The sequence below is a fragment of the Dryocola boscaweniae genome (assembly GCF_025215095.1).
Classification (GTDB): Bacteria; Pseudomonadota; Gammaproteobacteria; order Enterobacterales; family Enterobacteriaceae; genus Dryocola; species Dryocola boscaweniae.
Genome location: NZ_JALHAP010000082.1, coordinates 125,728 through 142,473 on the forward strand (window position 1 = coordinate 125,728; position 16,746 = coordinate 142,473).

The 16,746-nt window shown below is 53.9% G+C and carries 16 protein-coding genes and 2 tRNA genes; 2 read left to right on the forward strand and 16 right to left on the reverse strand.

Translation table 11 applies throughout. The features are described 5' to 3' along the window. Positions 1 to 20: 20 nt before the first annotated feature. On the reverse strand, positions 21 to 1,346 hold the full coding sequence (locus MUA00_RS17975) for a uracil-xanthine permease family protein (RefSeq protein WP_271124360.1): 1,326 nt from the start codon (positions 1,344 to 1,346) through the stop codon (positions 21 to 23). A gap of 57 nt (positions 1,347 to 1,403) precedes the next feature. Then, positions 1,404 to 2,528, reverse strand: coding sequence for an aryl-sulfate sulfotransferase (locus tag MUA00_RS17980; RefSeq protein WP_271124361.1), 1,125 nt, complete (start codon positions 2,526 to 2,528; stop codon positions 1,404 to 1,406). 194 nt (positions 2,529 to 2,722) lie between these two features. Here MUA00_RS17980 and MUA00_RS17985 point away from each other — a divergent pair, with 194 nt between their 5' ends. Next, entirely contained in the window at positions 2,723 to 3,730 is a 1,008-nt protein-coding gene (locus MUA00_RS17985) for a LacI family DNA-binding transcriptional regulator (RefSeq protein ID WP_271124362.1), read from the forward strand. Positions 3,731 to 3,937: 207 nt separating this feature from the next. Here the strand turns inward: MUA00_RS17985 and MUA00_RS17990 are convergent, their stop codons facing one another. From MUA00_RS17990 to mdtK, 11 genes are all read right to left on the reverse strand, one after another. Beyond that, positions 3,938 to 4,732, reverse strand: coding sequence for a transporter substrate-binding domain-containing protein (locus tag MUA00_RS17990; protein WP_271124363.1), 795 nt, complete (start codon positions 4,730 to 4,732; stop codon positions 3,938 to 3,940). Between the two features lie 44 nt (positions 4,733 to 4,776). Beyond that, on the reverse strand, positions 4,777 to 5,502 hold the full coding sequence (locus MUA00_RS17995; RefSeq protein ID WP_271124364.1) for an amino acid ABC transporter ATP-binding protein: 726 nt from the start codon (positions 5,500 to 5,502) through the stop codon (positions 4,777 to 4,779). Between the two features lie 18 nt (positions 5,503 to 5,520). After that, complete coding sequence (locus MUA00_RS18000; RefSeq protein WP_271124365.1) at positions 5,521 to 6,207, reverse strand: amino acid ABC transporter permease; 687 nt, start codon at positions 6,205 to 6,207, stop codon at positions 5,521 to 5,523. 12 nt (positions 6,208 to 6,219) lie between these two features. After that, positions 6,220 to 6,897 carry an amino acid ABC transporter permease gene (locus MUA00_RS18005; RefSeq protein WP_271124366.1) on the reverse strand — a complete coding sequence of 226 codons (678 nt, stop codon included), beginning with the start codon at positions 6,895 to 6,897 and terminating at the stop codon, positions 6,220 to 6,222. Between the two features lie 14 nt (positions 6,898 to 6,911). Continuing rightward, positions 6,912 to 7,823, reverse strand: coding sequence for an NAD(P)-dependent oxidoreductase (locus MUA00_RS18010; protein ID WP_271124367.1), 912 nt, complete (start codon positions 7,821 to 7,823; stop codon positions 6,912 to 6,914). Positions 7,824 to 7,841: 18 nt separating this feature from the next. Next, positions 7,842 to 8,288: a ribose 5-phosphate isomerase B gene (rpiB, locus tag MUA00_RS18015; protein WP_271124368.1), complete on the reverse strand. Its 447-nt coding sequence runs from the start codon at positions 8,286 to 8,288 to the stop codon at positions 7,842 to 7,844. A 20-nt stretch (positions 8,289 to 8,308) separates the two neighbouring features. Continuing rightward, positions 8,309 to 9,052, reverse strand: coding sequence for a FadR/GntR family transcriptional regulator (locus tag MUA00_RS18020; protein WP_271124369.1), 744 nt, complete (start codon positions 9,050 to 9,052; stop codon positions 8,309 to 8,311). Positions 9,053 to 9,499: 447 nt separating this feature from the next. Continuing rightward, entirely contained in the window at positions 9,500 to 10,066 is a 567-nt protein-coding gene (locus tag MUA00_RS18025) for a DJ-1/PfpI family protein (RefSeq protein WP_271125008.1), read from the reverse strand. Positions 10,067 to 10,323: 257 nt separating this feature from the next. After that, positions 10,324 to 10,400: transfer RNA gene (locus MUA00_RS18030), tRNA-Val, on the reverse strand. Between the two features lie 18 nt (positions 10,401 to 10,418). Further along, positions 10,419 to 10,495, reverse strand: a tRNA-Val gene (locus MUA00_RS18035). A gap of 155 nt (positions 10,496 to 10,650) precedes the next feature. Next, positions 10,651 to 12,024: an MdtK family multidrug efflux MATE transporter gene (gene mdtK, locus MUA00_RS18040; RefSeq protein WP_271124370.1), complete on the reverse strand. Its 1,374-nt coding sequence runs from the start codon at positions 12,022 to 12,024 to the stop codon at positions 10,651 to 10,653. 239 nt (positions 12,025 to 12,263) lie between these two features. Here mdtK and MUA00_RS18045 point away from each other — a divergent pair, with 239 nt between their 5' ends. Next, positions 12,264 to 12,905 carry a riboflavin synthase subunit alpha gene (locus tag MUA00_RS18045; RefSeq protein ID WP_271124371.1) on the forward strand — a complete coding sequence of 214 codons (642 nt, stop codon included), beginning with the start codon at positions 12,264 to 12,266 and terminating at the stop codon, positions 12,903 to 12,905. 37 nt (positions 12,906 to 12,942) lie between these two features. On the opposite strand, the gene MUA00_RS18050 is transcribed toward MUA00_RS18045, so the two are convergent. The 3 genes from MUA00_RS18050 to MUA00_RS18060 are packed head-to-tail and all read right to left on the reverse strand — an operon-like array spanning position 12,943 to position 16,677. After that, positions 12,943 to 13,866, reverse strand: a complete 924-nt coding sequence (locus MUA00_RS18050) for a LacI family DNA-binding transcriptional regulator (protein WP_271124372.1) — start codon at positions 13,864 to 13,866, stop codon at positions 12,943 to 12,945. A gap of 51 nt (positions 13,867 to 13,917) precedes the next feature. Beyond that, on the reverse strand, positions 13,918 to 15,309 hold the full coding sequence (locus tag MUA00_RS18055) for a glycoside hydrolase family 1 protein (protein WP_271124373.1): 1,392 nt from the start codon (positions 15,307 to 15,309) through the stop codon (positions 13,918 to 13,920). 48 nt (positions 15,310 to 15,357) lie between these two features. Further along, on the reverse strand, positions 15,358 to 16,677 hold the full coding sequence (locus MUA00_RS18060; RefSeq protein WP_271124374.1) for a PTS sugar transporter subunit IIC: 1,320 nt from the start codon (positions 16,675 to 16,677) through the stop codon (positions 15,358 to 15,360). Positions 16,678 to 16,746 lie beyond the last annotated feature (69 nt).

A 16,746-nucleotide genomic window follows, 5' to 3' on the forward strand; every position in this document is an offset into this window, starting at 1 on the left:
GTCAGTTGACTGTAGAGCGATTAGCTCCTGCTCCGTAAGGCCGCGCGTTTTTCACTGAACAGAAATAAAGAGTTCACCATAATGGCCGTCAGGGTTCCTGCTGCCATTCCATTTCCAAAAACCATCTGCACCACCGAAGGGAAATTCTGATACAGCCCCGGAACGAGGATAGGCAGCATTCCCATGACCAGCCCCGTGGCTAACGCATAGGTTTTACCCGGCGTATGAAGAGGTTCACGGGCAATCATATCAATGCCGATAACGCCGATAATGCTAAAGACGATGACTGCGGTTCCGCAAACAACCGGGCCGGGCAGGCAGGTTGCAAGGCGAACCAGCGGCGAAAACAGCGCTATCAAAATCAACAGCAGTCCCGCTATTGCCGTGACGTGGCGTGATTTTACGTTGGTGGTGCGCACGACACCGATGTTCTCGCCGGAAGTGATGATCAGGGAAGTTCCGAAAATCCCGCCAAGCAATGACATGATGGCATCGCCGCGAACAGTACGGGGAATCGCCTTATGAACATCCTGTGTTGAATTAACGATCTCCGCTGTAGCAATCGTTTGCCCGGCTGCTTCAGCCATAGAGATAACCGCGTAAATAAGCAACGGCAGCGAAGCCGTAAGGTTGAAGACAGGCCAGCCGAACGGGAAAAGCTGCGGTACGCTAAACAAAGGGCCGTGGCTAACGGCGCTGAAATCGGCGCTGCCTGACAATATTCCCAGAATAGTTCCCCCGAGCAAGCCAAACATTACCGATAGCTGGCGCAGGATACCGGTGAACGCAAGCGCGAACAGGAGGGTTATCAGAATAGTTGCCAACGACAATGCAATACTCTCCGGCGGCGCGAAGTTTGCGCTTCCGGGCTGCCCGGTAATTAAACCGCCATACAGGCGAATCAGGTTTATGGAAACTAACAGCAGCATAATGCCGATAATAAACGGCGGGAAATGGTGCAGAAAACGACGGAAAACGGGCAGGGCGAGAAAATAAAACAGCGACGTTAATATCACCGCGCCAACCGCCGTTTGGATATTAGTCTGTAAAGCGATAGCGATGAAAATCGCAATGGGCGCGCCGCCCGGCACCATAATAAACGGCAGGCGCGCGCCGATACTTCCGACGCCGAGACTTTGCACTATCGCACCCAGCCCGCACATCAGAAAAGTTGCGCTTAACACAGAAGTGGTGACCGCTTCGGAAAAATGAAGGGCTTTGGCGATTAAAAATACCGCCGTGATAGGCGTTGCTGCAACGACCAGTACGTGCTGGATAGCCAGCAGCAGTTTAGTTTGCCAGGATAACGCTTCGTTATTCAGCACTGCGGGGCGAGGTAACGGCATTATATGTCTCCCAAATGACGTCAGAAAATAACCGCCAGCAGGGCTGGCGGAGAAGGTTTATTTCAGCCACGGAATTGCACTGGCTGCATAACGATGCGCACGGAAGGCGCTGTTGTGCTTGCCGGGAATAATGGTTTTGCTTAAAGGCGCCGGGTATTCATTGAAATGAGGAATGATATATTCCCAAACGGTTTCGCCCTGTGGCGTTACTTCAAACAGACGGCCGAATGCCGATTCGCAGATAAAGGTGTTGCCGTTAGCCAGGCGCTGCGCGCTGCCCATATAGGGCGAGAAAAAGGCCGGTGGGAAAATATCGCGGTACTGCCAGGTGACGGCCTTAGTCTGCGGGTCGAACTCCAGCACCGTTGAATGCGGAGAAGTTACGCCGTTGCGCAGGTTGCCGTTATCGAACACCAGAATTGAACCGTTTTCCATCTCAACCGGCGTGTGCTGCTGGGCAATCACATCCGGACCTGCATGCCAGGCAACCTTACCGCTCGCTTTGTCAACGGCAATCACCCCTGAAGTGGTGCGAAGGCTCATCAGGACCAGCCCATCACGCGTGACGGACAGGCCATTAATCATCGGCCAGTGGCGACGATCGAAGATTTCATGGACGGGGAAGTCCTCCGGCGGCAGATGTTCCCATGCACGCCATTCCCATACCACTTCGCCGTCGCGATTAACTTCTTTTACGACGTCGCTCTGAATCATGCCGTCCGGCGCGTCGCGGCGCGGATCGCCGCCGGTCACGCGCGCCGCAATCCCGGCTGGCAGCGGTGCCGCAGCGGTATATAGCAGATTGCCATTGGCGAGCCACTGCGCGTCATGGTGATGGAAAATATCTTCATAATGCCAGACGATTTCATTGTCCGGGGTGACTTCATAGAAGTCTCCGCCGTGCCAGAGATCCCACGCCGGGTAGAGGTTCGCCGAGGTACGGTGGCTGCCGTTATAACCCAAATTGCCGTTGGGTAGCAGAACAGCATCCCGACCGGCGCGGACCGGTAATTGCCACTGATGCACCACTTCTCCCAGCTCATCAACCAGATAGACCCGACCTTCGGCGGTTTGCGGTGCGAAGAGGGTATAGCCGCCGAAGCTTTTCTCCGCTATAGCCAGAGTCAGCCCGCTGGGACGACGTCCGAGGGTGAAACCAGGATCCTGAGTTGAGTCTGACACGTTACCTCCTGAGGTTTTATCTGAAGTAAAATCGCATTAAAACGTTTTAATGGCAGGGAATGTAATATGGTTGACCGGCGGAGGGCTACTGCTAATCGCTTCTTTTTAATATGATTTTGTTATGCCTTAGAGACAAAATTAATATATTCAGGATTGTGCTACCCTAAGCGAAAATTCCGGAGGCCGCTAAGTACATGTCTGCTCAAGATAAAAAACGCGCAAAGCTGGTTGATGTCGCCCGCCATGCCGGGGTGTCGCCCGGGACGGTATCAAATGCGTTGCACAACACGCGTTTTGTCGAGCCTGAGACGCGCCGACGCATTGAAGAGGCGATTCAGGCGCTAAACTACACGCCGAATATTCGCGCCCGCCAGCTTCGTACGGGGAAAACCAATACCATTGCGTTGCTCTCTTCTCTTCCTCTGACCATCGCTTCAGGGGCGTCAAAGCTTGGTTTTATGATGGAAGTGGCGTTAACAGCGGCGATTATGGCCCTGGAAAAGCAGCATGCGCTGATACTTATCCCGCCGGGAGAGAACCCGCTGGACAGGGTCAGCTTTGACGCCGCGATTTTGATTGAACCCGCAGAAAACGATCCGCAATTGAGTGCGCTTGAACGGGCAGGTATCCCCTGCGTCACTATTGGCCGCACGCCGGGAACCCGCACGCCCGCGCCCTGGGTTGATCTGCATTCGGCAGCCACAGCCGGGCTGCTGCTGGCGCATCTGCAAGCGGCGGGAACCAGCAAATGCGCGCTGTTTGTCGGTAATATTCGCCGGACTTCCACCCTTGAAACGGAAGCGGCTTATCGGCGCTGGTGCGAAGGACGACAGCTACCGATAATTTATTATCTTAATGAAAGCGAGGGTGAAACAGCCGGTTATCAGGCAGCGCACCAACTGTTGCAGGACGATCCTGAGGTTGATGGCGTACTGGTATTAGTAGACACCTTCGCCAGCGGGGCCGTACGCGCCTTTCACGAAACTAAGACTGCAATACCGGAACGAATGCGGTTGGTTACCCGCTACGATGGCATTCGGGCTCGGGAATCCCAGCCGCAGATGACGGCTATGAATATGCATCTTGATGAGGTCGCCCGTCAGGCGGTCACGCTTCTGTTCGAGGTGTTGGCTGGAGATTCGGTTGAAAAAAGCAGTGGGTTGATGCCTGAACTGTTGGTCAGAAAATCTACTCAACGGTAATATCCATTGCCCCGTTATCAAAAGCCACCTGGCCTGACCATGCATCTCAACAAGCGAGAAGAGTTAATATCCTGCGCAATTATTTGCTGCCCTGAGTGGGCTTTGCACGTTGCTTAATGCCCTTATAGCCAGGCTGCTACCCTTTTATAGGCCAGCAGCCTGCGTTATCGCCGTCTTTAGCGCCCGCTTCCGTATTGAGTCATTTTCTTATCGATCGATGATTTCCTTAGGAATGGGTTCGCCATGATACTTTTCGTAAATGGCATTTAACTTGCCGTTTTTAATATTGGTTTCAATCCACTGGTTAAGCTTATCCTTTAATTCCGGCTGGTTTTTTTGCAGGCCAATCGCCAAATCAAAAACGGTCAGCGTCATCTTTGGTTCAAAATCAAGCTTTGGATTCTGCTTTTTGATCTGATTGACAAGCGTCGCCGAGGTTGCAACGGCATAAGCCTGGCCACTGACGGCCGCGGTTACAAGCGTTGCATCGTCATCGTAACGCTGGACTGTAAAGCCGTTCTTCATGGCGTCTTTGCTCAGCATTGAATCCTGAGTCGTGCCGCGTGTGACCGTAATAGCATGTCCCTTAAGATCGTTCCAGTCGCCGATTTTGGTCGCAGCCGGCGCAGCTATGACTGAACGCAATCCTGCATACGCCCTGGTGAAGTCAATGACCTGCGCGCGTTGCGGGGTGACTGACAGCGTGGATATCACAATATCTGCTTTACCTGTTTGTAAGTTCGGGATGCGCGTCGGGCCAGTTGTTTCTATGAACTTAAGTTTTAAACCCCAATCCTTAGCCAACAGTTCCGCGGTCTCCACGTCGGAACCAACGGGCTTCATTGCAGCATCCAGCATGCCTGAAGGGGGAAGGGACATATCCGTCGCGACGCGAAGCTCTCCGCGCTGCTGAATATCCTCTAAGGCGTTTGCCGAGGCAGGTAATGACAATACGGCAGACAGCAGCGTAGCCAGCAATGCGATTTTTTTTGTAGGGTTCATTATTATTCTCCTGATTGCGTATAGGGGTGATGGACCTTTCTGGGTCAAAGATCGTTTGAAACGAACTCCTGTAGCGCCTCGGTGGCTGGCGTTTTCAGGATGGCTACCGTGCCGCTTTCGTGTACGGTTCCCTGATGCATAAAAATCACTTTGTCGGCGATCCGGCGTGCGAAATTCATCTCATGGGTCACCATAATCATTGTCATGCCGCTGCCCGCCAGGCGCTCAATTACGCGTAATACCTCACCGGTGAGCTTCGGATCTAAAGCGGATGTCACCTCATCGAATAACATGACTTTTGGTTTCATCGCCAGCGAGCGGGCGATAGCTGCGCGCTGCTGTTGGCCGCCTGAGAGCTGTTCCGGATAGCTATCGGCTTTGTCAGCCAGCCCGACCTGCTCAAGTACTGATAGCGCGAGCCTTCTGGCTTCACGCCTGGGCATTTTTTTCACCGATACCGGACCCAGCGTAATATTTTGCTCGATGGTCAGATGGGGAAACAGGTTGTAGCTCTGAAACACGATGCCGACGTCCTGGCGCAGCTTACGTAAATCAAGGCGTGGATCTTCCACTTTATGCCCACACACCTCGATGCTGCCGCTATTAATGGTTTCCAGCCGGTCTATACAGCGAAGCGCGGTACTTTTACCAGAACCGCTGGCGCCAATGAGGGCGACGACCTGGCCCTGATTGACAGAAAAAGAGACGTCTTTCAGAACCGGGTTATGGCCGAAACTCTTTTGCACATTGCTCAATGTAATAATGGACATGGTAATGACCTTCAGCGCTTAGGTGATTCGTGGGGCGACGGATTGCAGTCGCCTGGCTTTTTTCTCAGGTGCGCCCCGCTCAAGTCTTCGGCTCAGTGCAGATACCGGAAAACAGAGGCAGAAATATACAACCGCAACAATGAGGTAGATGATAAAAGGCTCAAAAATGGAGTTGTTGATTAGCTGACCCGCGCGGGCCAGTTCTACAAATCCCACGACCGAGGCCAGGGAGGTGTTTTTGATAATTTGTACCGAAAATCCCACCGTTGGCGGCGTGGCCAGTTTGATGGCCTGCGGAAGAATGACTTTAAACATGCGTTGGGTGCGGGACAGCGCCAGACATTCGGCCGCTTCCCACTGCGCGCGCGGAACGGACTGAATACATCCTCGCCAGATCTCGCCGAGATAAGCGCTGGCGTAAACGGTGAGGGAAACGCCCGCGGCCAGCAGCGGCGAGATTGAAAAGCCCAACTGCGGTAAGCCGAAATAGACCATAAACATGATGATAAGCAGCGGCGTTCCCTGGACAAGCTGAACCCAGATACTGACCGCTAAACGCAGCGGCCGAACGGGTGCGATGCGCCCAAGCGCGATAAGAAAGCCCATTAATCCGCCGCCGCCGAAAGCCATCAGCGATAAAACCACCGTCCATAACGTGCCTTCCAGCAAAAATTGAATGTGGGCAAAATTGAGGGAAATATTCATCGTTATGCCTCTTTAAATCATGGTGCCAAGACGGCGACGGCGCGGAAAAATGGCCAGGCCAAACAGCCAAAAGACCAGGCGCATCATCATAGAAAGCGCAATATAGATGCCTGCCACAATGAAGAAGGTTTCAAAGGGGCGATAGGTTTCTGACTGAATGAAGTTGGCGGTCGCCGTCAGCTCTTCAGCAGAGATTTGCGAAGTAACCGATGAAGCCAGCATCAACAGGATAAACTGGCTGGTCAATGACGGGTAAACGCGTTCAATGGCCGGACGCAGCGCCACATGCCAGTACTGTTGCCATTTGGTTAACCCCAGCGTCTCGGCCGCTTCCCACTGTCCTTTGTGTACCGACTCGAAGCCTGCGCGCATGATCTCCGCCGTATAGGCTCCTACGTTAATCGTCAGGGCGATAACCGAGACGGTGAAGGCGGTAAATGAAAATCCCAGGCTTGAGAGACCGAAATACACCAGAAAAATCTGCACCAGAAACGGCGTGTTGCGGATCGATTCGACATAGAAGGCCGCAACTCTCGCACACCACACGCAGTGAGAGCGTCGGGCAACGGCGCAAAGCGTGCCGATCAGAAAGCCCGTCACCGTCGTCACCATCGCCAGTTTCGCGGTTAATACTGCGCCATCCAGCAGTAGCTGCCATTGCGAAAGAATTGCTGTGAAATCGAGCATCATGACCCTTTCCCCGGTTATTTGTTCACGGCGGTCTGCTGGCCGGTAATGCGGTCATAAACCTTGAACAGTGCCTGATTACCATTTGCGCCTTCGCCATACGCCTGCGCGTTTTGATACTGCGTCGCAACCAGGGCCGTGGCCGGGAGTGGAACCGGATGTTTTTGTGCCGCCTCGAGTACCAGGCGAAGATCTTTCATCATCAGGTCGATGCGAAAACCGGCGGAAACATCCCCTTCGATCATGGCGGGACCCAGCTTATCGAGCATCCAGGAGGCGGCCGATCCGCCTAATAACACTTCGCGCATTTGCGGCAGGTCGATTTCCCAGGCGCGCGCCAGGGCCAGCGCTTCGCAAATTGCCTGAATATTGATGCCGCAAATAAGCTGATTGCAGAGTTTTACGGTCTGCCCGGCACCGGATGCGCCGACATGATTCAGCGTGGTGCCCATGGCGCGAAGAAACGGCGTTGCCTGCGCAAATCCGCCGGCATCGCCACCTACCATGATGGTCAGCGAGCCATTTTTTGCGCCAACCGGGCCGCCGGAAACAGGCGCATCCAGCATGGTGATGCCAATGTCTGCCAGCTCCTGGCTTAATTTGCGTGTGGCTTCCGGGGCAATAGTGCTCATATCGACAAACAATTTTCCGCGCGGCGGATGAGCTAACAATCCGCCCGCCCCCCGCACGATATCTTCAACCTGCGGCGTATCCGGGAGCATGGAAATGACAATATCCGCATCGCTGGTCGCCGAAGGAATATCCGATACACTCTCCACGCCAAACTGGCGTAATGCGTCACCTGCGCCCGGGACGATATCAAAGGCGCGTACGGTAAATCCGGCCTGTGCAAGATTGCGGGCCATCTCGCGTCCCATAACGCCCAGACCAAGAAAGCCGACGATGCCGGAAGTAGGGTTATTCATCATTATTCTCCTTAGTGCTGGTTAGCCGCGCTGCTCAAGCTGCGACAGCTTCTCTACGCGGCGTATAAAGTCGGCTTCCTGCACAAATTCGGCCTGCAGGAAAGCGTCAGTCAGATCGCGCGCCAGCCAGGGGCCGATAATTTGCGCGCCGATGCACATCACGTTGACGTCGTCATGTTCAACGGCCTGGTGTGCCGAATGCACGTCGTGACAGACGGCGGCGCGAATTCCCTTCACTTTATTCGATGCGATCACCGCACCCACACCGGTGCCGCAGACCAGGATTCCTCGCAGGCCGTTGCTCTCGCGAACTTTGCTGCAAACGGCATAAGCGATATCGGGAAAATCCACCGGTTCCGGATCGTGGCTGCCGATATCTTCGACCTGATGTCCACTCTGACGAAGCCAGTTCGCCAGCTCTTGCTTGAGATGAAATCCGGCGTGGTCACTGCCAATCACTATCTGCATCTGCTTTTCCTTATCGGGGGTTAGTTAGAATAGGGCGTTGCGCCCACCATACGGATGGTGGCGCGACGACGAAAATCAGCGCCAATCTCAAAGTGGCGGCCCAGCAATTCATCGGCTTTATCTTCGTTGCGCTCGACGATGGCAGAAAAAATGGCGCGGTGGTGGTCGATAAGAAACTCTTCAATACCTTCGACCTGAATAATTTGTTCGCGTCTGTCGAGGTGAGAGCGGTGCATCAGTACACTGATGGACTGGTAAATATTAATGAGCGTCGGTGAACCCGATGCGTTAACAATGGTTTCATGAAAGCGGAAGTCAGCAAGCCCGCCTGCTTCGGGAGAATGAATGGTATCGACAATGTCGCTCAGGCAAGCGGCCAGCCGATCATAATCACTCTGCGTTGCTCTGCGACAGGCGAGGCGAATGGCCTGGCGTTCAATCGCGATACGCGCCTGCATCACGTCGTCAACTACATTTGGCTGATGCGCAAGAACGAAGGTGAAAAACTCCCCTAAAATCGAGACGTCTGGCTTAGTGACCACCGTGCCGACGCCATGTCGAATTTCAACGGCGCCGATCATTGCTAATGCTCTGAGCGCTTCACGCAATACGGGACGGCTAACCCCTAATCTGGCGGAAAGGTCTCGCTCGGGGAGCAAACTGTCCCCGGCTTTAAGCTCGCCTGAAAGCAATTGCTCCCGCAAAAATTTAACAACACGATCGTAGCCGCTGCTGTTTTCCGTCTTTTCACGACTGATTTGCATACAATATTACCAGTGGTCTGGAGTGGTAATACCAATGGTAGATATGTTAATGAAATATTAATGTGATGTTGATCGTTATTTAACCAGCTCATTTTGTGATCGGGTTTGCAGATAGTTCAAAGAAACGTCTGCGGCGCGAGGTGAGAGTTTGCTCTCTTCAGGAAAAGAGTTTCGGCGTAATGTGAACGCCCGGGGATAGGGTCGTACCGATGAAAAATGACGACCTGCTGATAAGTAGATGGCTTTTGCCCTGAAAAAGGCACTGACGGGGGATTTTAATGCAGATTTTTCCCAGGATGACGCCGTGCAGCAGCGCGAAGCGCTAGCCCCTGGAGCGGGATAATATGCGGGATGATTGGGAAAACTAGCCTGGCGCTGAACAACAATCCCAACGGACCGTTTGCCGGACGGTCCGTATTTTTCGTCTCAATAGTCCTTGCTGAAAGCTTACTGCCGCAACACTTCGGCAAATTTCGCCAGCCATTGCGGATGCGCGGGCCAGGCCGGGGCGGTGACCAGATTGCCGTCAACGTGCGCCTGATCGATGCCGATGTCGGCATAGTGCCCGCCGCCGAGCCGCACTTCCGGCGCGCAGGCCGGGTAGGCGCTGCACGTGCGCCCTTTCAATATCCCGGCGGCGGCCAACAGTTGCGGGCCGTGGCAAACGGCGGCAATAGGTTTACGCGCGGCGTCAAACGCCTGCACCAGTTTGATCACTTCGTCATTTAAGCGCAGATATTCAGGCGCTCGTCCGCCGGGAATCAACAGGGCGTCGTAATCCTGTTCTTTCACCGCGGCAAAATCGGCGTTGAGAGTAAAGCGGTGGCCGGGTTTCTCGCTGTAGGTCTGGGCGCCGTCAAAATCATGGATCGCCGTCATGATGTAGTCGCCCTTAACTTTATCGGGACAGACCGCGTCAACCTGATGGCCAATCATCTGCAGCGCCTGAAACGGCACCATGGTTTCGTAATCTTCGGCGTAATCGCCGACCAGCATCAGAATCTTCTTGCCCATCATGACCATTCCTGTGTGAATGAATATGACTAAGGTATAGCCCAGCGGTAGAGGGAATGCGAACGGCATAACCGTATCCGGAAGGTCTGATGTCAAAATGAAAAGGTTATTCACTGCGGGAGGTTTGGGGAGGGCAATCGCTTTTAAATCAACGGCAGGCGCAGACAAATCAGAGGGAATTCAACGGAAAGATAAAGCGAGTGAGTTTACTATTTTTCAAGGCGCTGCAGCATTAGCGGATGTCTGCGCATAAGAAATGGTGCGTCCGAGTGGACTCGAACCACCGACCCCCACCATGTCAAGGTGGTGCTCTAACCAACTGAGCTACGGACGCACTGGGTAAAACTTAAAATGGTGCGTTCAATTGGACTCGAACCAACGACCCCCACCATGTCAAGGTGGTGCTCTAACCAACTGAGCTATGAACGCATCAAGCTGTCTGGCGACAACGGGGACGAATATTAGCGGCAGCCTTTACGCCTTGCAAGGGGAAAACCGCAATTTTCTCTAAGATTTCACGCAATTGCTGAGCAACTGCGCAGTACGTTGAAAAAGTAGCCGTCGCGAAGACGGCCGCTGAGCGTTTATCGTGCAGCGCGCTGCAAAATATTCATCGAAGGCTGACGCTGCAACCAGCGCATGCGCAGCATCATCATAATTGCCGCAGAGGTCAGGCCGATGATAAAGCCCATCCAGAATCCTGCGGGCCCCATGCGATCGACCACCAGGTCGGTAAGCGCCAGCACGTAGCCGCTCGGCAAGCCCAGCACCCAATAGGCGATAAAGGTGATAAAGAAAATCGAGCGCGTGTCTTTATAGCCGCGCAGCACGCCGCTGCCGATAACCTGCACCGAGTCAGAAATCTGGTAGACCGCGGCCAGCAGCATCAGATGCGCGGCCAGCGCCACCACCGCAGGATTATCGTTATAGAGCAGGGCGATGTGTTCGCGGAAGGCCACGGTGAAGAGCGCAGTCATCGTCGCCATGCAAATGCCAACGCAGATGCCGGTGCGAGCCGCGATTTGCGCATCAAGGGTAGAACCTTGCCCGAGACGAAATCCAACGCGGATAGTTACCGCCGCGGCTACGGACAACGGAATAACGAACATCAGCGAGCTGAAGTTGAGCGCAATCTGGTGACCGGCCACATCAACAATCCCCAGCGGCGAAACGAGCAGGGCGACAACCGCAAACAGCGTGACTTCAAAGAACAGCGCCAGCGCAATAGGCAGCCCAAGCTGAACTAATCGCTTCACCACGTTCCAGTCCGGTGCGCTAAAGCCTGCGGGACTGCGGATATCGCGCATCGAACGCGCTTTGCGCACATATGAGATCATGCTGAAGAACATCACCCAGTAAACGGCTGCCGTCGCCACGCCGCAGCCCACGCCGCCCAGTTCCGGCATGCCGAAATGGCCGTAGATAAAAATGTAGTTCACCGGAATATTCACCAGCAGGCCGATAAAGCCCATCACCATGCCGGGTTTGGTTTTTGCCAGGCCTTCACACTGGTTACGCGCAACCTGAAAGAACAGATAACCCGGCACGCCCCACAGCATCGCGCGCAAATAGCCGATGGCTTTCTCGGCCATTTGCGGGTCGATATTGTGCATTGAACCGATGATGTATCCCGCGTTCCACAGCACGACCATGACAAGCAGCGACACAAGCCCTGCAAGCCAGAAGCCCTGGCGAATCTGATGGGCAATGCGTTCACGCCGGCCGGAACCGTTCAGTTGCGCTACCACCGGCGTTAACGCCAGCAGCAGACCGTGGCCGAACAAAATGGCAGGAAGCCAGATAGAAGTGCCGATTGCCACCGCCGCCATATCTGTGGCGCTGTAGCCGCCGGCCATCACGGTATCAACAAAACCCATGGCGGTTTGGGCGACCTGGGCCAGAATCACGGGGATCGCCAGAGCTAACAACTGGCGGGCCTCAATAAAATACTTCTGCATACGTACACCTGATTATTATTAGTTATAAGAGACACAAAGACGCCGCCATGTATGGCAGCAAGAAGAAAGTGCAGGGGAATGAGCCAGACTATTGTAGCGAGAGTTAATTAAATCGCCAGCCAAATAATGGCGGGGCGATGATGATGACTGGCAAGCTTTTTTTCCAACTGTTAAAGTGCCGCACAGATGCAGGCATGCCAGCTATGCTATTGCCACTTATTAAAGCCAGGAGCTTCAGGATGTTTACAGGTATTGTGCAGGGCACCGCGACCCTGGTTTCCATTGATGAAAAACCCAACTTCCGCACCCACGTTATCGAGATGCCAGAGGCCATGCTGCCTGGCCTTGAGCTGGGCGCGTCCGTGGCGCACAACGGCTGCTGCCTGACGGTCACCGAAATCAATGGAAATCGCGTCAGCTTTGATCTTATGAAAGAGACGCTGCGCATCACCAACCTTGGCGAATTAGTCGTTGGCGACAGCGTGAACGTAGAACGCGCCGCGAAATTTAACGATGAAATCGGCGGACATTTAATGTCCGGGCATATTATGACCACGGCGGAAGTCGCAAAGATCCTTACTTCCGAAAATAACCGTCAAATCTGGTTTAAAATTCAGGATAAAACCCTGATGAAATATATCCTGCACAAGGGTTATATCGGCATCGACGGTATTAGTCTGACGGTAGGCGAAGTAACGGCGAGCCGTTTTTGCGTGCATTTAATTCCCGAAACGCTGCAGCGCACCACGCTTGGCAGCAAAAAGCTCGGCAACCGCATTAATATCGAAATCGACCCGCAAACCCAGGCGATAGTGGATACCGTTGAACGTGTGCTGGCGCAACGCGAAGCCGCGCTGGCAGCGGTATTGCCGAAGGAGTAATTCAGATGGCGGGTGAGACCGGTTCACCCGCTTTTATTCAGGCTATCAGCAAACTTCCACGCACTAAATCGCTGTTATGGCGTTCCCCTGACAACAATTCCACCGCGCGACGGGCGATGTTTTCCAGCGGGTATTCAATGGCTGGAACAGTATTAGCGCCGGGCAGGCGGGTCGAGCCGTCCAGGCTAAAGACCATCACTTTTTCCGGCACCGTTAACTGATACTGGTTAAGCATCATCACCGCTTCCTGCGCCTGGCTGTCGTCGGTCACCAGCAGGGCGGTAAACTTCACGCCGCTGTTAATCAGCTTCTGCAATGCGATGCGCAGCGAAGGCTCGTTCTCAATAACCAACTGGCGATTGAACGGCACCACGTAATTATGTAACGCCTGGCGATAGCCATCCATGGTTAGCGTGGCTGCCTCGCCGCCCGGGAAATTAATCAGCGCGATGTTTCTGCGCTGCTGAGAGCACAGATAATGCACGGCTGTTTCAGCGGCAAAGATGCGGTCGCACTGCACGCTGTTGGCGTTTGCCGGGTTCAGGCAGTCAATCAGCACAATGTCTTCCGAAAGCTCCGGCAGCGGAAAACGCGCGCCAACCACCACCAGCGCATCGCACATCCCGTTGGACAGTTCCTGAATCGCGTGCATAACGCTTTTACCATCGTTAGCAAAGCGCAACAGCAAATGCTTGTGCTGCTGGCTGAGCTGTTTTTCCAGCGCCTGAAGATAGCCGGTGGATTGCTGAATGTGCTCGGTGGCGCAAATCACGCCGATGCAGTTGGTGGACTGGCAGCTCAAAGACTGGGCGATGGCGTTGGGTTTGTAATTAAGGATTTCCGCGGCGCGCAAAACGGCCAGGCGGCTTTCTTCCTTGACGCCGCGGCTACCGCTCAACACCCGGGATACGGTGGCTTTAGAGACCTGCGCAAGGCGCGCAACATCATTGATATTCGACATAGTGATTTCCTGCACTGCCAGAAGCGGGCCGAAATGGCCCGCTTAATTACCTTAACACCGGTCGTCAAAACCGTTTTTTGCTGCCGTTTCACGGAACCATTCGCCGCTTTTCTTAATGGTGCGTTGCTGAGTGGCAAGATCCAGCGAAACAAAACCGTAGCGGTTTTTGTAGGCATTACACCACGACCAGTTATCGATAAACGTCCACATATGGTAGCCGAGGCAGTTGCTGCCTTCGCTTATGCCCTTATGCAGCCATTTCAGGTGGTCGCTGACAAAATCGATACGATAATCATCCTGAATCTGCCCGTTCTCATCGAAACGCTGTTCGTTTTCCACGCCCATACCGTTCTCGGAGATATAACAACACGGGTTGTTATAGTTCTCGCGCAGGTTGGTCAGGATATCGTAAATACCCTTCTCGTAGATTTCCCAGCCGCGATAGGGGTTCATTTTGCGGCCCGGCATTTCGTAGGCTTCAAAGAACCATTCTGGCATAAACGGGCTATCCGGATTGACCAGCGAGTCGCGGCATTTAATACGGCGCGGTTGATAATAGTTGATGCCGAGCAGATCCACCACGCCTGCTGCGAGCAGGGCTTTATCTTCCGGCTGACAGACCGGCAGTTGGTCATGCTCTTTGAGCAACGCGACCAGCTCCTGCGGATATTCGCCACGCAGCGCCGGGTCGAGGAAGCTGCGGTTGAACATCAGGTCCGCAATATTAGCCGCTTTCACATCGGCCGGATTTTGCGAGCGAGGATAGGACGGAGTGAGGTTAAGGATAATCCCGATTTCGCCGCCGTCGTTGCGTTCATGGTAAGCCTTCACCGCCAGAGAATGCGCAAGCATAGTGTGATAAGCCACGGTTGCCGCACGTCTGAAATCCACCACGTTTGGATAGTGGAAGTCATACAGATAGCCGCCTTCTACGGGGACCACCGGCTCGTTGAAGGTAAACCAGTGCTTCACGCGGTCGCCGAAAAGCTCGAAGCAGGTTTGCGCATATTCAGCATAGGCGGTGACAACGTCACGGTTTTCCCAGCCGCCGAGCTCCTGCATCGCCATTGGCATATCGAAATGGAACAGGTTGATAAACGGCGTGATGCCCTGGGCATGCAGTTCGTCAAACACCTGGTTGTAAAACTTCACCGCTTCCTGATTAACTTCACCACGGCCCTCGGGAATTAAACGCGCCCAGGAAATGGAAGTGCGAAACGTATTGTGATTGAGCTCTTTGAGCAGCGCGATATCCCGCTTCCAGTTCTGATAAAACGTGGAGGTGTTCGCCGGGCCGACACCGTGATGGAAACGCGTCGGCTGCTCTTCAAACCACTTGTCCCAGATGGTGGCGGACTTGCCAAAAGCCAGCGTTTCGCCTTCGGTTTGCGGCGCTGAACTGGCGCTGCCCCACCAGAAATTATCAGGAAATGCGTATTTCATTCTTTTTCCTCGGTTGACGTGCCTGCCATACAGGCAGGCAATAAATGTTCAATTCACGGTAACGGGATTATCGTTTTCCTGCGCGTTGCGCTCTTCGTCCTGTTTGAGGAGGGTTCGCTCGTAAGCTTTCAGGAAGGGGTAATACATCACAGCCGACATCGCCATACAAATCAGGCACATGATTACGGGACTTACCGCCCAGTTTGCGGCCCAGGATGCGCCGACAGGCGCAGGCGTAGTCCACGGCGTCAGCGACACGACCTGGGCAATCCAGCCGAGTTTAGTCGCGATATAAGCAAGCGTGGCGTTAATCATCGGCACAAGCGTGAACGGCAGGAAAAATACCGGGTTCATGATAATCGGCGTGCCGAACAGAATAGGTTCGTTGATATTAAAGAAGCTTGGCACCACGCCCATTTTGCCGATGGTGCGTAAATGTACCGCCTGGCTGCGCAGTAACAGGAAGGCCAGTGGCAGAGTAGAACCCACGCCGCCAATCAGCAGATAGTGATCCCAGAAGCCCTGCAGATAAATATGCGGTAGCTCAGCGCCTGCGGCGAGCGCAGTCTGGTTGGCGGAAAGATTCGCCATCCAGAACGGGTTCATAATGCCGGTCACAATCAGCGCGCCGTGAATACCGGCGAACCACAAAATCTGACAGATAAAGACGGAAATAAGAATGGCTGGCAACGAATCAGAGGCGGAAACCAGCGGCGCCAGCAGGTGCATAATCGCTTCCGGCAAAATCATTCCCGTCGCGGATTCAATCAGCAGGTTGAGCGGATGAAGCGTGAGGACAATCACCACTACCGGAATGAGAATTTCAAACGAGCGGGCAACGCCGGTAGGCACTTCTTTCGGCAGGCGAATGGTTATGTTGCGGCGTTTCAGAAACGCATACATTTCGCTTGCGTAAATAGCCGTGATAAGCGCGGTGAAAATGCCCTGGCCGGAGAAGTACTGCGTGGAAATCTGCCCGTCTTTATAAGGGGCGGCCACCAGCAAAAAGGCCATAAAAGCCAGCAGCCCGGTCATGATCGGGTCGAGCTTATAATGCTTGCCGAGGCTTGCGCCGATGCCCACAGAGATAAAGAACGTCATTACGCCCATGCTGAGGTTGAACGGCAGCATTAGCTGTTCACGCCAGGTCTGCGAAAAATCCAGCCACGAGCGAGCAAAACCCCAGGTGCTGTCTGGTGAAAACGGCGGAAAGATAAACACCAACATGAAAGAACCGATAATCATAAACGGCAGAGCGGCGATAAAGCCGTCACGAATGGCGATAACATGACGCTGCGAACCCATGGCGCCCGCCACTGGCGTCACTTTTTGCTCAATCACATTGACCATTTTTTGGTACATGCTCATGGCGATTTCCTTGCTGTTGTCCCGATAAGTAGTCTGATTGTGAAACAGATTGGAAACCGGTTTCCAATG